General features: G+C 35.2%; 16 protein-coding genes. 10 read left to right on the forward strand and 6 right to left on the reverse strand.

All coding sequences use genetic code 11. The features are described from left to right. Positions 1-21 precede the first annotated feature (21 nt). On the reverse strand, positions 22-1,869 hold the full coding sequence (locus BUE84_RS09225) for an alpha-L-fucosidase (RefSeq protein WP_079241385.1): 1,848 nt from the start codon (positions 1,867-1,869) through the stop codon (positions 22-24). Between the two features lie 154 nt (positions 1,870-2,023). Here BUE84_RS09225 and BUE84_RS09230 point away from each other — a divergent pair, with 154 nt between their 5' ends. Genes BUE84_RS09230 through BUE84_RS09240 form a run of 3 tightly spaced genes read left to right on the forward strand, consistent with a single transcriptional unit; the run spans position 2,024 to position 3,870 of the window. Then, positions 2,024-2,245 (forward strand): hypothetical protein, encoded by a 222-nt coding sequence (locus tag BUE84_RS09230; RefSeq protein ID WP_079241386.1) that lies wholly within the window; start codon positions 2,024-2,026, stop codon positions 2,243-2,245. Between the two features lie 3 nt (positions 2,246-2,248). Beyond that, positions 2,249-3,346: a DUF692 family multinuclear iron-containing protein gene (locus BUE84_RS09235; RefSeq protein WP_079241387.1), complete on the forward strand. Its 1,098-nt coding sequence runs from the start codon at positions 2,249-2,251 to the stop codon at positions 3,344-3,346. Between the two features lie 38 nt (positions 3,347-3,384). After that, positions 3,385-3,870: a DUF1772 domain-containing protein gene (locus BUE84_RS09240; RefSeq protein ID WP_238594395.1), complete on the forward strand. Its 486-nt coding sequence runs from the start codon at positions 3,385-3,387 to the stop codon at positions 3,868-3,870. 215 nt (positions 3,871-4,085) lie between these two features. Here the strand turns inward: BUE84_RS09240 and rpe are convergent, their stop codons facing one another. Both rpe and BUE84_RS09250 read right to left on the reverse strand, forming a co-directional pair. Continuing rightward, complete coding sequence (rpe, locus tag BUE84_RS09245) at positions 4,086-4,736, reverse strand: ribulose-phosphate 3-epimerase (RefSeq protein WP_034698534.1); 651 nt, start codon at positions 4,734-4,736, stop codon at positions 4,086-4,088. A gap of 340 nt (positions 4,737-5,076) precedes the next feature. Then, complete coding sequence (locus tag BUE84_RS09250; RefSeq protein WP_079241389.1) at positions 5,077-6,150, reverse strand: M42 family peptidase; 1,074 nt, start codon at positions 6,148-6,150, stop codon at positions 5,077-5,079. Positions 6,151-6,201: 51 nt separating this feature from the next. On the opposite strand from BUE84_RS09250, the gene BUE84_RS09255 reads away from it, so the two are divergent. Continuing rightward, positions 6,202-6,906 (forward strand): DUF4294 domain-containing protein, encoded by a 705-nt coding sequence (locus BUE84_RS09255; RefSeq protein ID WP_034698532.1) that lies wholly within the window; start codon positions 6,202-6,204, stop codon positions 6,904-6,906. Positions 6,907-6,931: 25 nt separating this feature from the next. On the opposite strand, the gene BUE84_RS09260 is transcribed toward BUE84_RS09255, so the two are convergent. Next, positions 6,932-7,348, reverse strand: a complete 417-nt coding sequence (locus BUE84_RS09260) for an NUDIX domain-containing protein (RefSeq protein ID WP_079241390.1) — start codon at positions 7,346-7,348, stop codon at positions 6,932-6,934. 213 nt (positions 7,349-7,561) lie between these two features. After that, complete coding sequence (mnmD, locus tag BUE84_RS09265) at positions 7,562-8,236, reverse strand: tRNA (5-methylaminomethyl-2-thiouridine)(34)-methyltransferase MnmD (protein WP_047431425.1); 675 nt, start codon at positions 8,234-8,236, stop codon at positions 7,562-7,564. An 85-nt stretch (positions 8,237-8,321) separates the two neighbouring features. Here mnmD and BUE84_RS09270 point away from each other — a divergent pair, with 85 nt between their 5' ends. From BUE84_RS09270 to BUE84_RS09290, 5 genes are all read left to right on the forward strand, one after another. Next, positions 8,322-9,392, forward strand: coding sequence for a branched-chain amino acid aminotransferase (locus tag BUE84_RS09270; RefSeq protein WP_034698529.1), 1,071 nt, complete (start codon positions 8,322-8,324; stop codon positions 9,390-9,392). 171 nt (positions 9,393-9,563) lie between these two features. Continuing rightward, a complete protein-coding gene (locus BUE84_RS09275; protein WP_079241391.1) occupies positions 9,564-10,076 on the forward strand; it encodes an FKBP-type peptidyl-prolyl cis-trans isomerase in 513 nt (170 codons plus the stop codon). A gap of 82 nt (positions 10,077-10,158) precedes the next feature. Continuing rightward, the gene (locus tag BUE84_RS09280) at positions 10,159-11,196 is read left to right on the forward strand and encodes a peptidylprolyl isomerase (RefSeq protein ID WP_238594424.1); all 1,038 of its coding nucleotides are present in this window, start codon (positions 10,159-10,161) and stop codon (positions 11,194-11,196) included. A 173-nt stretch (positions 11,197-11,369) separates the two neighbouring features. After that, a complete protein-coding gene (locus tag BUE84_RS09285) occupies positions 11,370-11,945 on the forward strand; it encodes a hypothetical protein (RefSeq protein WP_079241392.1) in 576 nt (191 codons plus the stop codon). A 147-nt stretch (positions 11,946-12,092) separates the two neighbouring features. After that, positions 12,093-12,314 (forward strand): hypothetical protein, encoded by a 222-nt coding sequence (locus tag BUE84_RS09290; RefSeq protein ID WP_079241393.1) that lies wholly within the window; start codon positions 12,093-12,095, stop codon positions 12,312-12,314. A gap of 169 nt (positions 12,315-12,483) precedes the next feature. Here BUE84_RS09290 and BUE84_RS09295 read toward each other — a convergent pair whose 3' ends face one another. Then, positions 12,484-12,714: a hypothetical protein gene (locus BUE84_RS09295; protein ID WP_145953231.1), complete on the reverse strand. Its 231-nt coding sequence runs from the start codon at positions 12,712-12,714 to the stop codon at positions 12,484-12,486. Between the two features lie 596 nt (positions 12,715-13,310). Here BUE84_RS09295 and BUE84_RS09300 point away from each other — a divergent pair. Next, on the forward strand, positions 13,311-13,982 hold the full coding sequence (locus BUE84_RS09300; protein ID WP_079241395.1) for a hypothetical protein: 672 nt from the start codon (positions 13,311-13,313) through the stop codon (positions 13,980-13,982). Positions 13,983-14,108: the final 126 nt, after the last annotated feature.

Genomic DNA, 14,108 nt, shown 5'->3' on the forward strand with positions numbered 1-14,108 from the left:
TGAATGCATCTTTCAGATATACTAAAGATTGTTTTCAATTGCTCCCACATTTTCTCTGTAGAGTTCTAGAGGTTTATTCAATAATACAGCAATGATGGTCATTTGCTTGTCCAGTTTTTCCTTTGGAACGTCAATATAAATAATTCCCGGTCTGTCACTCCAGTACAGCTTATTGTAGATGGTATGAGGCAGCATAGTGCCTTCTCCAACAACTCTTATTCTGGCAATTTCATTTTTTATTCCTTTCAGAGCAATAGGCCCAGTAGGTATTCCTTCTACAAAAAGATAAAGAGTCTGTTTGTCTTTTGATAAAGCGCTCATTCCTGGGTAGTGACCAGCCGGAAGACCTTTTCCTGTCTCAAACAAAGCTTCAGTATGCTTACTTATCCATTCTATGGTTTCCGGATTTGTTTTAGACGTTTTTTTAATTTTTATGTCAAGACCATCATTTGTAAGACCATCATTTGTAACTAAATTCTGATCATAGTTCAGGGCATTGGCAATCTCATAGACTGCTTTCTGGGTGTTTTTGTTTTCCAGTATTTCGGGAAGAGTATGTTTTTCCTTCTTAAAATCTTTCAAAAATGCAGGAGATGTGTCAAAAGTAATTTCTGCCACAGTGACATCATTGTCAAATTTTACATTGGAGAAATTCAGTGTCAGTGTTTTTTCTGCATTATAATTCATTGTAACAACAGCGGATGGATCTCCAATGATTTTTACTGATGCAGGCGGGGTTGCCAGTCCGTAAATTTTTGTGAATTTTCTGGTTTCTTCCAGATATAGGAATAAAGATTTTTTAGAAGTTGATAAAGAAGACTTCCCTTTATAATTATCAAAAGGAATTCCGCGGGTTGTTTCATAGATAGCATGCTGATTTTTGGAAGTCCAGCGCCCAAGATTTTTAAGAATCTCAATTTGTTCCTCAGGAATCGTTCCATCTGATTTCGGACCCATATCAAGAAGAAGATTTCCTCCCATGCTGATCACATCAGCCAGAGTTCTGACAATCATATTGGGAGTTTTGTAATTTTTATCAAAAGGCTGATATCCCCAGGAATCATTCATGGTGTAACAAAGCTCCCAGTATGGATTTTGTGGTGGAACAACAGGAATGCCCTGCTCGGGAGTATCATAGTCTCCGTGATGATTAAGCCTTGAATTAATGATAATATTAGAATTGTATTTTTTGAGTAAATCCAGGGTCTGAGCCGATTTCCATTCTTCAGAAGTATGTTCCCAGTCTCCATCGAACCAAAGAAGATCAGGAGAATATTGGATACAAAGCTCATTGAGCTGATCTTGGTAGTAGCGGATAAAATTCTGCCAGCGCTTTGGATCATTTTTGAGTTCGTAGCGTTTTTTTGTCCGGGTATTGATATCATAATAGGGATGGCTCCAATCCGGCAAAGAGAAATAAAGTCCTGTTTTTAATCCTGATTTTTTCAGCGCTGATACAAAAGGAGTTAACACATCCTTTTTTGCCAAAGAGTTTTGAGGAATGCTTGTCGCTTTTTCTGCTCTTGAATTCCATAGCGAAATTCCGTCATGATGTTTGGTGGTAATGACAGCATATTTTGCTCCGGATTCCTTAATGAGATTTACCCATTGTTCAGGTTGATATTTTGAAGCTGAAAAACCATTCAGCTGTTTCATATAATTTTCGTGGTTAATATAATTATTGAAGAATGACCAGGATTCTGAGATTCCGTTAACAGAGTAGATTCCCCAATGAATAAAAATACCCAGTTTTGCATTGCTGAACCATTCCATTTTTTTGCTGTTGTCAGCTATCTGAACCTGTGCGCTGATATGATTTGCAGATAATATCAACCCAAGGAAAACAGCTTTAATCAGACTTATTTTCATATATAGATTTATTTTAACACTAAATATAGATAAAGATAATGGTATCATATATAAGGGTTGCTGATATTTATTAATAATTGTTATCAAAACGTTTCTTATTATTGTATTTTTATAAATGGAACGTTTATTGTAAAATTTATCTGAAAAAGAAATTATGAAAATTCCAGCAATATTAATGGCAAGTTTATTAGCGGTGGGCGTGTCTGCACAAACGACTAAACCGGAAACTAAAACGAAAAAACCTGTTAAAAAAGTAAAGAAAGCCACTTCTACGGATACCGTTGAAAAGAAAAAACCGGGAATACCTAAACCGGTTGTTAAAAAAGATACACTTGTGCTTCGTGGACACGGCTGTCCGGCTTGCGGAATGGGGTAGAAGATGAGAAAGCCAATGTTAGGTGTATCCATGATGGCAGAGGCAGATTTTGTTTCTGCTATTTTGCCATTGTTGCAGAATAATTCTATCAAAGTGATGGAATGGTCTTTTGATACCCTTTATCATACCAATGAACCGGATTGGCTTCGGGATCTGTTGAATTTCTACGCAGAAAATGACCGTCTGATAGGACATGGAGTGTATTATTCTTTGTTTGATGCGAGATGGACAGAAAGACAGGAAGAATGGCTGAAAAAATTAACAGAAGAAGTCAGTCTGCGGAAATACAATCATATTACGGAGCATTTTGGTTTCATGAATACTGAGAATTTTCATCAGGGAGTACCTTTGCCGGTATCTTTACATTCCAAAACTTTACAAATAGGAAAAGACAGGTTATGCAGACTACAGGATGCTGTAAACATTCCTGTAGGGGTAGAAAATCTAGCATTCTCATTTTCTATAGATGATGTTAAAGAACAAGGCGTTTTTCTTGACAAGCTGACGGAAGATACCAATGGCTTCCTGATTCTTGATCTTCATAATATTTACTGCCAATCATGTAATTTCGAATTAGGAATGCAGGAGATCATTGATTTATATCCTTTGGATAAGGTAAAAGAAATCCATCTTTCCGGAGGAAGCTGGCAGGATAGTGTATATGGAAAAAAGCAGGTGAGAAGAGATACTCATGATGATATTATTCCCCAGGATATTCTTTCTGTTCTGCCATCTGTACTTACACAATGTGGAAACCTGGAATATGTGATCATTGAAAGGCTGGGGCATACTATGAAAACAGAACAAGAAAGAGATGATTTCCTGAATGATTTTAATCAAGTTAAAGCCATTATTGAAACTTCAGATTTTAATGGGAAGGAAAAAAGTAGCTGGAATAAGATGGAAGTGGAACACTCGGAAAAACCTTTAGAAGACTTGGTGTTATATGAAGAACAATCAAGGCTTACCCGATTTCTGTATGATAATTCAAATGTTGAAACCATTAAAGATCTGGATTTTCATTATTTTAAAACAGAGAAATGGGATTCTGAAATGATTCTTACAGCAAAGAATATCATTAAAAAATGGAATCCCTATTAATTCTATTCTTCTGATAACCAAAATCAAATTATATGAAAATGACAACACTAGTATTGATCATTACCGCTGTCCTCACTGCTCTGATAGGAGGACTTTTCTATGCTTATTCATGCTCAGTTGTTCTTGGGCTCGGAAAACTTTCTGATACAGAATACCTGAAAGCAATGCAGAACATTAACCGGGAAATCCTAAATCCTGTTTTCTTTATGAGCTTTATGGGAACAGTGATTTTTCTTCCTGTATCTACCTTCTTACTCCGTGGACAGCAACCTGTTTTTATTTTTCTTCTGTTGGCTACACTGGCTTATGCGATTGGTGTTTTTGGAGTAACAATTGCCGGAAATGTTCCTATGAATGATACTTTGGATAAGTTTGATATATCCGGATCTACAACAGAAGTCATCAGAAAGATGCGGGAAAATTTTGAAAACAGATGGAATTTTCTGAATAATATCAGAACAGTCTTTTCAGTTATTTCGATCATTCTTGTAGTCTGTGCCTGTGTCTGGAATAAAGAAGTTTGAAAAATATAATGGAATTAAGTAAAAATACTTACTGTTAAATTAGGTGTTTCTACGGATGTGTACGTAGGGTTTTATTCAGATCTTTGTGTTGTTAGCAAGATAGTTTTAAACATTTTCAAATAAGTTGAAAAAAAGATTATAACCAAGACGACTTAAATTTCCAAACAAGAGAAAAGGCAGCCACTGGCTGCCTTTTGTTTTATAAAGATAATTTTTTAGATCTTTAAAAGTTCAATTGTTCTTTCAGGACTTTCAGCTGAGAAAACAGCATTTCCTGCAACAAGAACATCAGCTCCGGCTTCAAATAATTTAGAAGCGTTGTCAAGGTTTACTCCTCCGTCTACCTCGATAAGTGCTGTAGAGTTGTTACTTAAGATCAGATCCTTGGTTTCAGCAATCTTTTTGTAAGTATTTTCAATGAATTTTTGACCTCCAAATCCTGGATTCACACTCATTAATAATACAAGATCAACATCTGCAATAATGTCTTCAAGCATTAATACCGGAGTAGAAGGATTTAAAACAACACCTGCTTTTGCTCCTTTGCTCTGAATGTGATGAATAGTTCTGTGAAGATGGGTACATGCCTCATAATGTACAGAAACAAGATCAGCACCATGATTGATAAATTCATCAACATATTTTTCAGGTTCCACGATCATCAGGTGAACATCTACAAATTTCTTAGCATGCTGCTGAACAGTTTTCATCACCGGAAAACCAAAAGAAATATTGGGAACAAATCTGCCGTCCATTACATCAATGTGGAACCAGTCGGCCTGAGAATTGTTCAGCATTTCAATGTCTCTCTGCAGATTCCCAAAGTCTGCTGATAAAAGGGATGGAGCAATAAGCTTCGTTTTCATTTTTACTTTTTATACTTTTACTTAGATTTCTTTCTTTAAAATGGATTAACAACCAAAAAATAATATAAGGAAATACCTCCAAATATAATAGTCTCTATGATTGTTAATTTCATATTATTAATTTTAATAACTAATAACCTGTCAATTATAAATAATCCTAAAGGTACAACACTGACAATTAACAGCATCTCAAGGATCATATTATATGCCGACCCTATTTTGGGAGGATAAAATATTTTATATACCGCTAAAAAAATGATATAACTAAAAAAGACAGCAGTTAAAATTGATATTAATGTTGGTTTTCGGATCAGATGATAAAAGAGGTTTTTCATTTTAATTAATGATACTTCAGTTTCATTTCCGGCTTGATCTTAAGAACGGTTTCATAGATAAGTTTGATCACATTACCTACATCTTCTTTAGATACCATTTCTACCGTAGTATGCATATAACGCAAAGGTAAGGAAATTAAAGCACTTGGTACTCCGCCATTAGAATGGGCAAAGGCATCTGTGTCGGTTCCTGTAGCTCTGCTTGCTGCGGCTCTCTGAAAAGGAATTTTCTTGGTTTTTGCGGTATCAATAATTAATTCTCTGATGGTATGATGAACACTTGGAGCAAAAAATACTACTGGTCCTGCGCCACATTTCTGATCTCCTTCTTTTTTCTTTTCAATCATCGGAGTTGTAGTGTCATGGGTAACATCTGTTACAATCGCGATATTGGGTTTGATGGTGTCAGCAATCATGTCTGCTCCGTATAAACCTACTTCTTCCTGTACAGAGTTGGTAATATAAAGCCCGAATGGGATTGATTTCTTATTTTCTTTTAAAAGTCTGGCCACTTCGGCAATCATGAAACCACCGATTCTGTTGTCAAGAGCTCTGCAGACGAAATATCTGTCATTCATTTCAAAGAATTCATCTGGATAAGTAATCATACATCCTACAAAGATTCCCATTTCTTCTACCTCTTTTTTGGAAGTAGCACCACAGTCGATAAATATGTTTTCGATTTTTGGAGTAGGCTCATTTTGATTGGTTCTTGTATGAATAGCCGGCCACCCGAATACTCCTTTTAGAATTCCGTTTTCACCGTGAATATGAACTACTTTTGAAGGGGCAATGGTTTGATCTGAACCACCGTTTCTGATGACGTAGATCAATCCGTCATCCGTAATATAATTGACGTACCATGAAATTTCATCAGCATGTGCTTCAATCACTACTTTAAATTCAGCTTCCGGATTAATGATCCCATAACAGGTTCCATAATGGTCTACTTCTATTTTGTCCACATAAGGTCTGATGTAGTCCATCCAGACTTCTTGTCCTTTGTGTTCGTAACCTGTTGGGGATGATGTGTTTAAATATTTCTCTAAAAATTTCAAAGATTTCTTTTCAAATTTCATAAAAAGGAATGATTTTTGCGTTTAATTTTTCTTCTTATAAGTGTAAAAATAATGAATTTTAGTAAGATTATCTGCCTTTTTATTTTCTTTTTTGGAGTCAGTGTTTTTGGTCAGAAAGATGGAATAGTGGCAAAACCACTCAATCAGTATCCGCCCGAATCCCTGAAAGTGGATGAATTTGGTAATAAGTATTATTATGACGAACAGCAGAAGATTAAGGTGTATGAAATCAATGGAGAGCCTGTAGTTGTATTGGATGAGTTGGTTTTAGTGAATAAACCGAGATTTAATAATCAGCTGGATAAGAATTACTATTATTTTCTGAATAAAAAGCTGTACAGAGTATATCCTTTATTTGTTACTGCACTACAGCAGTACAGAGATATCCAGAAAGACATGAATGATATGGACAGCAAAGCCAAAAGAAAGTTTGTAAGAGAAAGACAGAATATGCTTGCAGACCAATATGAAAAGCAACTAAGAGATCTTACTACTACCGAAGGGCAGGTTTTTGCAAAGCTGATGAACAGAGCAACCGGAAAAAACGTATTTGAGATTATCAAAGAATTAAGAGGCGGATGGAGTGCTTTCTGGTGGAATGTAAAAGGAAAAATGGCTGATATTGATCTGAAAGAGCGCTATGATCCTCACGCTAACAGAAGTGACGAATTTATAGAGTCATTACTACAGTCTAATTGGAATTCAGGTTATCTGCAGCCTTATCCCGGAGCAAATGATTTTAAAGTAAAGAAATAATATAAAAATTCCTGTAAGAATATGCTTACAGGAATTTTTCTTTTAATTTATCGAATACAATTTTATCTATTGGCAGAGGAAAAGGATTGTCTGGTCTGTCTATATCAATCCATTCTGTTTTTTCGATGCAGGGATCCAAAATAATAAAGTCTTCCTCGTTGACGATGTCTACTATATAATATATGGTAAGAAGCTGCTCGTTTTCTTTGAAACGGGATACCAGAAAGTTTTCCTGAGTATAGAAATGTTCCAGCACATTGATTTTTACATTCAGTTCTTCATCAAACTCACGATGCAGACATTCCAGTACTCCTTCACCGTATTCCAATCCACCACCCGGAAATTTCATTAAAGGCTCGCCGGCATATTCTTCAAATAAAGTCAGAACTTGTTTATCTTTTACCGCACAGGCATACACTCTAATGTTGATCTTATCTATCATATATATAATGTATAATATTTGTATAGCTAATGTAAGGAATTTTGTTGGAAAAATCCGAAAGCTGGAAGTGCGAAGCTGGAAGTTTTAACACTATTTATTCTTAATAATGTTGAACTAATGTATCTTATTATTGATTATTATTTTAAAATAAAAAATCAGAATTAATTTAAGGAGCCGACCGTAAACATCCAGCTTCCATCCTCAAGCTTCCTTCTACAACTTAATGGCATTAATCATCTCTCTTTTTCCTGGAGGGCCTTGTTTTTTCTCTACCTGGAAATTCAATTCCTGCAGGATTCTTCTTACACTTCCTTTAGAAGAGTAGGTGGTTAATAATCCGTTAATGGCCATTTTGTCAGATACCAGTTCGAATAATGGTTTTTCCCAAAGATCTGGCTGTACTCTGGCTCCAAAACAGTCGAAGTAAACAAGGTTGATTTTGGGCAGATCAATGTCTTTCAGGTCGAAAAAATCACATTCTATCTTTTTTAAATTGAATCCACTAATGATTTCTACTGACTTTTCCCAATCTGCCAGATGAATTTTCTGATAAATATTTTTAAACTCTGGGTTATCAAAAAGTTCAAAGTAAGCCAAATCCTTAACTTCGGATTCATTTATGGGGTATTTTTCTAGCGAAAAATAATTGATGACATGATTTTTGTCAGTTTTTAAATATTCATTAATTGTTACTAAAACATTCAAACCTGTTCCAAAACCGAGTTCTAAAATATTAATTTCGCAATCATTTATTAAATTAAGTCCGTTTTTGATAAACACGTGTTCGGCTTCCTGTAGTGCCCCATGATGAGAATGGTAGTTTTCGTTTAAATCATTGATAAACAATGTTTTACTACCGTCGTTTGTGGTCTTTATTTCTCTTTTCAAGCTATTTTTTTGTCAAATTTACTCTAAAATTTTTATATTTAGAAAATTATGTTAAATTTGTAGAACATCGTAAAAATTTTAAAAAATGATAATTCAAAAAACTGAAAACTCCAGAATTTCTACATTTGACCCTAACAATTTTTCATTTGGTGGTACTTTTATTGATCATATGATCATTTGTGAGTACGAAGATGGAAAATGGGGTGATGTAAAATTAGTTCCTTACGGTCCGATTCCATTTACACCTGCCATGATGGGAGTAAATTATGGACAAGCTTGTTTTGAAGGTATGAAAGCCTATAAAGACAAAGACGGGCAGGTTTTCCTTTTCAGGCCTGAAAAGAATTTTGAACGTATCAACAAGTCAGCGAAGCGTCTTGCAATGCCGGAAGTGACTGAAGAAATGTTTTTAGACGGATTAAAGGCATTAGTAGATATCGACAGAGAGTGGATTCCACAGGGGGAAGGAATGTCTCTTTATATCAGACCTTTGATTTTTGCTACTGAAGAAGCTTTGAAAGCAAGAGTATCTAATAAATATATGTTTGCTATCGTTGCAACACCTGCAAAGAGCTACTATTCTGAACCGGTATCTGTAAAAATTTCTGATCACTATTCAAGAGCTGCAAACGGTGGAGTAGGTTCCGCGAAAGCTGCAGGTAACTATGCTGCTTCTTTCTATCCAACTCAGTTGGCAATCGAAGAAGGATATGAGCAAATCATCTGGACAGATGATGCTACTCACGAATATTTCGAAGAGAGTGGTACAATGAATGTATTTGTAAGAATTAACGATACCATCTATACACCTCCAACATCTGAGAAAATCCTTGACGGAGTAACAAGAGATAGCTTCATCCAATTAGCTAAGAAAAGAGGTATCGAAGTAAAAGTAGAACCAATTCCTGTGAAAACAGTTATTGAAGCTTTAAAGAACAATGAGCTTAAAGAAGTATGGGGAGTAGGTACGGCAGTAGTAACTACACAGTTCCAGGCTTTAGGATATCAGGGTGAAAAACTTGAACTTCCAAGATTATCTGATGAAGAAAGCTATGCGGCTCTTCTTAAGAAAGATTTGGTAGACCTTCAAAATAACCTTTCTGAAGATCCGTTCGGATGGAGAGTTATGGTTGATCACGCTCTTGAAACAGTTTAATAGTATTTAAATAACTATATGAAAGCCGGGTTTTTCCCGGCTTTTTTGTATTTATGCATTGATATAAAATAGAAGAATAGTTTTATTGAAGATGAATACATTCCTCCATTCACATATTTCTGTGTCAAGTTTTGTAATTGATTCCCGAAATGTGTATTTTCGCAAAAGTTTATGAGAAAAATACTCTTCATATCAGCCATAAGCCTGTTGAGCTGCAACAGAAATGCACAGACGGCCCATCCTCCTGTAGGCGGGGTTTTAAGCCAAAAAGATCTGGATGTTTCTAAGAACAGGATGAAAAATTTGAATGTCATAGAAAGAGGGCAGATTCAGGATTGGATCAGCGGTCAGTCTGTGAAGTATTATCCTACGCAGCTTAATTATTGGGTAACGGTAGAGGGCTATGATCAAAGAGAAAGAAGGAAGGATGAAACTACAATTTCCTATTCTTATGATCTGTATGATTTTGACCAGACTAAAATCTATGATCAGCCTTTTGAGAGAAGAGATGCCAGATTCGGGCACTTTGATGAACTGAGAGCAGTGGAGAACGCTTTGCGTTTTATACATGATGGAGAGGAAGTAACTCTTTTGGTACCGTCTTCTTTAGCCTACGGAACTTACGGAGACGAAAAGAAAATAGACAACGATATTCCATTAATCATAAAATTAAAAGCTTTATAAATACATGAAATTGTTTAACAAGAATATAATTCTGGCAGCGGCAAGTATTTCGCTGATGAGTTGTACCCCAATTTATAAAAAAATGAACGTAGACAAAGAAACTTACGAAGGTCTTAATGACGGACTTTATGCCAATCTTCAAACTACAAAAGGTAACTTAATTGTAAAATTTGAAGACAAGAAAGCACCAGTAACTGTAGCCAACTTTATCGGTCTTGCAGAAGGGAAAATCGACAACAAAGCTAAGGCTAAAGGAGTTCCTTACTATGACGGAACTATTTTCCACAGAGTAATCAAAGATTTCATGATCCAGGGAGGAGATCCTCAGGGAACTGGAATGGGAGATCCTGGATATAAATTCGAGGATGAAAGAAACGACCTTAAACATACAGGAAAAGGAGTTCTTTCTATGGCAAACTCAGGACCTAATACAAATGGTTCTCAATTCTTCATCACTGAAGTTGCTACCCCTTGGTTAGACGGAAGACACACAATCTTCGGAAAAGTGGTAAAAGGAAATGATGTAATTGATGCTATTGCTAACGTTGAAAAAGGAGCTCAGGATAAACCTAAAACTGATATCGTTTTAGAAAAAGTTTCTGTTTTCAGCAAAGGTGATGAGTACAAGCACTACGATGCAGCTAAGACTTTCAATGAAGGAAAAGCTAAAATCGCAGAAAATAATAAGGCTTTTATCGCTAAAGAAGAGGCTGAAAAGAAGAAAAGAGAGGAAGAATTCAAAGCTAACCAGGAAAAAATGGTGGAAAACCTGAAAGCTGGTATGCAAAAAACTGAATCTGGTCTTTACTATAAAATCACAAAAACAGCCGACGGTAAAGCTCCAAAAGCGGGTGACAATGTATCTGTACACTATGCAGGTAAATTGGTAGACGGAACTGAATTTGATTCTTCATTCAAGAGAAACGAGCCTATCGAAATTCCAATCGGAATGGGAAGAGTAATCAAAGGATGGGATGAAGGTATCCTATTGTTAAAAGAAGGCGAAACTGCTACTTTATTGATCCCGCCGGCAATGGCTTACGGAGAAAGAGGAGCAGGAGGAGTGATCCCGCCAAATTCCTGGTTAGTTTTCGATGTTGAGCTTGTAAAAGTAAAATAATTGAATCTTCAAGATATTATCAAAAAGCCGTCCGGAAGGATGGCTTTTTTTTATTGGTCTCAAATACATTCTGTAACGATTGACGTACAGGTTACGACCCATTTTAGTATCTGGAAAGATTATCCGTTTTTTCAGTAAAAAGTAATTTTCAAATTTATAATAACCATGTAACAATGAAAACCAAATCACTTCTGTTTCTGTTCGTTCTGCTGTCGTTGATGACTTTTTCACAGACTAAGGCCAATCCTGATGATTCAACGATAAAAAAATCACTTACTTATTTTGTAAACAGTATTCAATCTAAACAGATAGATCAGGCGGTAAGCTGTATATATCCCAAATACTTCAATGTCGTTTCAAAAGAGCAGATGACGCAGATTTTAAATATGACTTACAATAATCCATTCATGAAAATTGAAGTACAGGATCTGAAGTTTGGAAATATTGAGAAACCCGACCTCATTACCGGGGAATATTTTTCCATTATCCATTATTTTTTGAAACTGAAGTGTAATGTCAGTTCATTAAATGATGAAATAAAAAAGAAGATGAACAGTGCTTTAACATCTAAATATGGTGCTAATAATGTGAAGTATCTGGCCAACGAGGGTTCGTATCTCATCAACGCTAATATGAAAGCCTGTGCGGTTTCAAAAGATAAAAAGGCATGGAAATTTGTGATTCTTGAAAAGCAATATAAAAAAGAACTTTCGACCGTTTTACCGAAGAAAATTCTGGATAAATTCTAAAGGGTTAAGCATTAACTTTTATAGTTAAGATTATACGTCTTAAAAAAGCTGTTTTTTTTGTTTTGTAAATACCGTAGAAATACGGATTTCGGCAAGGCTTTATTACTTCTATCTTTATCATGCACTTAAAGAATAAAATAAAAGAATATGTTTAACCTGAATTACGACCAGATAAAGACAGAAATAGAATCTGAAGTATGCGGAGAACATGGCATGCATCCGGAATTTGTAAAGACAGATGAAGGCTTTGGAATAAAGGCCTGCTGTGAACCTTTCAGAGAAGAGCTTGTTGAAAAATCAGGAAAAATGATTGAAGAAGAAACCCAAAAGATCCTTGAAGAAATGATGAAGGATCTGTTTAAAGAATAAGTTTTTACGATGTTAAGATAACTTTGTTATCACCAGAGCTGCTCCGGATGGAGTGGCTTTTTTTTGTTGGAAATACTGATGATATAATAATGGAGTAGGACTGTAAACAAAAAACCACCCTAAACAGGATGGTTTTTCAGTAAAAATAAATTGAAAGTTATATGTTCTGTTATCTTTTCTTCATACTCGTTCCGGCTAAGGAACTGATGAATACAAGGCCAAACCCGATATAAACGGCAAATGCCGTCAGGTATATAATTAAGCTGTTAAAGCTTGGTTCTAGGGCGTATACCAACACAGAAAATGCAGCAAAACTTAATACCAGCAATAGGCTCCATATATGCAATTTTGCAGCATCTTCATTTCTCTTAAAAATCATTTCAAAAAAGGCTCTCATCATTACTAACATTTTAAGGGTTATACATTAATTAATAGAATAAAGGCGCATCCATCACGGTAAAAAGAATAAATTCCTTTACTGGGCTAAGGTTCACGATGACTTTGCCATTTATTTATATCATAACACCGGGCTGAAAGTCCGGGATATTTTTGTTTTTTTGAATCAATAAAGATTCTTGCTTATTGTGATACCAGTTAGATACGGGGTGCAAAAGTGCTGTGAAGAACTAACGGGGGTTAGTTAATCACGAACCCGTATCTTTTACGGCATCGTAGAAAAAAAAGGATTCATATACTAGATATGAACTTGAATCGGTGGAAAAACTGAAAATCCACAGAAAACCTCTTTTCTCATCCTTAGTGTTTTTTTAATTTTTTCTCAATATTTTACATGCTAATATCATGCCAAAGTTCTATTTTTGTGATTATTGCTTTGTTTCACAAGGGTAGTGAAGTCGTGAGTCCGAATGTTTTTTTATCTATCATTTGGTGAAATAAAGAAAAATTTTCTGCTTTTTAAATGGTATAATTTGAAATGCAGAAAATATTACGGTGAAATGATGTTTTTGTCAATTAAAATAATTATATAATAACCTAATGGAAGATTATTCAGCATTACAAGAAGAATTGGAGTTGCCTTTTCCTGAAGAATTAAAAAAGCTTCTTACCCATAAAAATCTGAGTGAAATCAGTCTTCGTGCCTATGAAAAAGACAACGAGGGCAGCTTTATTTTTACTTTTTCTCTTACAGTCACTAATAATGGACTGTATGATTATCATTTCTGGAAACTTATTTGTGAGAAGAATAAGAGGGTGAAAATAACTCCGGACGAATTAGAACTTCATTTTTCATACTATAAAGAACACTTTTTATTATCAGAATTCAGGGAAGGGGTAACAGAACTGTACTTCAGAAAAAAATCTCAGAATCCGGATAAACTGGTAAGTGAGTTATATGCCCTCCATAAAAAGACTTTTGAGGATCTCTTTGCTATTGAAAAGTTTTTACATGCTGACCTCAATGCAGTTTGCCATTATGCAGGCGGACGCTTTGCTGAGGGACCTGTGAGCATCCTGAAGCACTATTATGCGCTCCTTGAAAAGCATAATATGGAACCTTACTATTATCAGTCGGAAGGTGAGAAACGAAGAGGTGAAGAACGTGCAGAATTTTTTAAGGATTATAAGCTGGTCATATTGGGAAACACGTATTGTATCGGAGAAAATTTTACATTTGAAAAAGATGAATCAGGAAAGTTTAAAAAGTAATTCCAGAAAGGTTATAAATCATTTTAAGTTTTGGCTAAAGCCATCGGAAAAATATTCATAAAAATAAATGGGCCAAAGCCCATTCCTATTGATATTATTGAATTCGTGTTATTCGTGAAATCATTT

This window comes from Chryseobacterium indologenes (assembly GCF_002025665.1).
GTDB classification, from domain to species: Bacteria; Bacteroidota; Bacteroidia; order Flavobacteriales; family Weeksellaceae; genus Chryseobacterium; species Chryseobacterium metallicongregator.

What these genes read in the sequence shown, in the direction of transcription:
- BUE84_RS09225 (WP_079241385.1), bottom strand. Translation starts at nt 1,869, where the DNA reads ATGAAAATAAGTCTGATTAAAGCTGTTTTCCTTGGGTTGATATTATCT.
- BUE84_RS09230 (WP_079241386.1), top strand. Translation starts at nt 2,024, where the DNA reads ATGAAAATTCCAGCAATATTAATGGCAAGTTTATTAGCGGTGGGCGTG.
- BUE84_RS09235 (WP_079241387.1), top strand. Translation starts at nt 2,249, where the DNA reads ATGAGAAAGCCAATGTTAGGTGTATCCATGATGGCAGAGGCAGATTTT.
- BUE84_RS09240 (WP_238594395.1), top strand. Translation starts at nt 3,385, where the DNA reads ATGACAACACTAGTATTGATCATTACCGCTGTCCTCACTGCTCTGATA.
- rpe (WP_034698534.1), bottom strand. Translation starts at nt 4,736, where the DNA reads ATGAAAACGAAGCTTATTGCTCCATCCCTTTTATCAGCAGACTTTGGG.
- BUE84_RS09250 (WP_079241389.1), bottom strand. Translation starts at nt 6,150, where the DNA reads ATGAAATTTGAAAAGAAATCTTTGAAATTTTTAGAGAAATATTTAAAC.
- BUE84_RS09255 (WP_034698532.1), top strand. Translation starts at nt 6,202, where the DNA reads ATGAATTTTAGTAAGATTATCTGCCTTTTTATTTTCTTTTTTGGAGTC.
- BUE84_RS09260 (WP_079241390.1), bottom strand. Translation starts at nt 7,348, where the DNA reads ATGATAGATAAGATCAACATTAGAGTGTATGCCTGTGCGGTAAAAGAT.
- BUE84_RS09270 (WP_034698529.1), top strand. Translation starts at nt 8,322, where the DNA reads ATGATAATTCAAAAAACTGAAAACTCCAGAATTTCTACATTTGACCCT.
- BUE84_RS09275 (WP_079241391.1), top strand. Translation starts at nt 9,564, where the DNA reads ATGAGAAAAATACTCTTCATATCAGCCATAAGCCTGTTGAGCTGCAAC.
- BUE84_RS09280 (WP_238594424.1), top strand. Translation starts at nt 10,159, where the DNA reads ATGAACGTAGACAAAGAAACTTACGAAGGTCTTAATGACGGACTTTAT.
- BUE84_RS09285 (WP_079241392.1), top strand. Translation starts at nt 11,370, where the DNA reads ATGAAAACCAAATCACTTCTGTTTCTGTTCGTTCTGCTGTCGTTGATG.
- BUE84_RS09290 (WP_079241393.1), top strand. Translation starts at nt 12,093, where the DNA reads ATGTTTAACCTGAATTACGACCAGATAAAGACAGAAATAGAATCTGAA.
- BUE84_RS09295 (WP_145953231.1), bottom strand. Translation starts at nt 12,714, where the DNA reads ATGATGAGAGCCTTTTTTGAAATGATTTTTAAGAGAAATGAAGATGCT.
- BUE84_RS09300 (WP_079241395.1), top strand. Translation starts at nt 13,311, where the DNA reads ATGGAAGATTATTCAGCATTACAAGAAGAATTGGAGTTGCCTTTTCCT.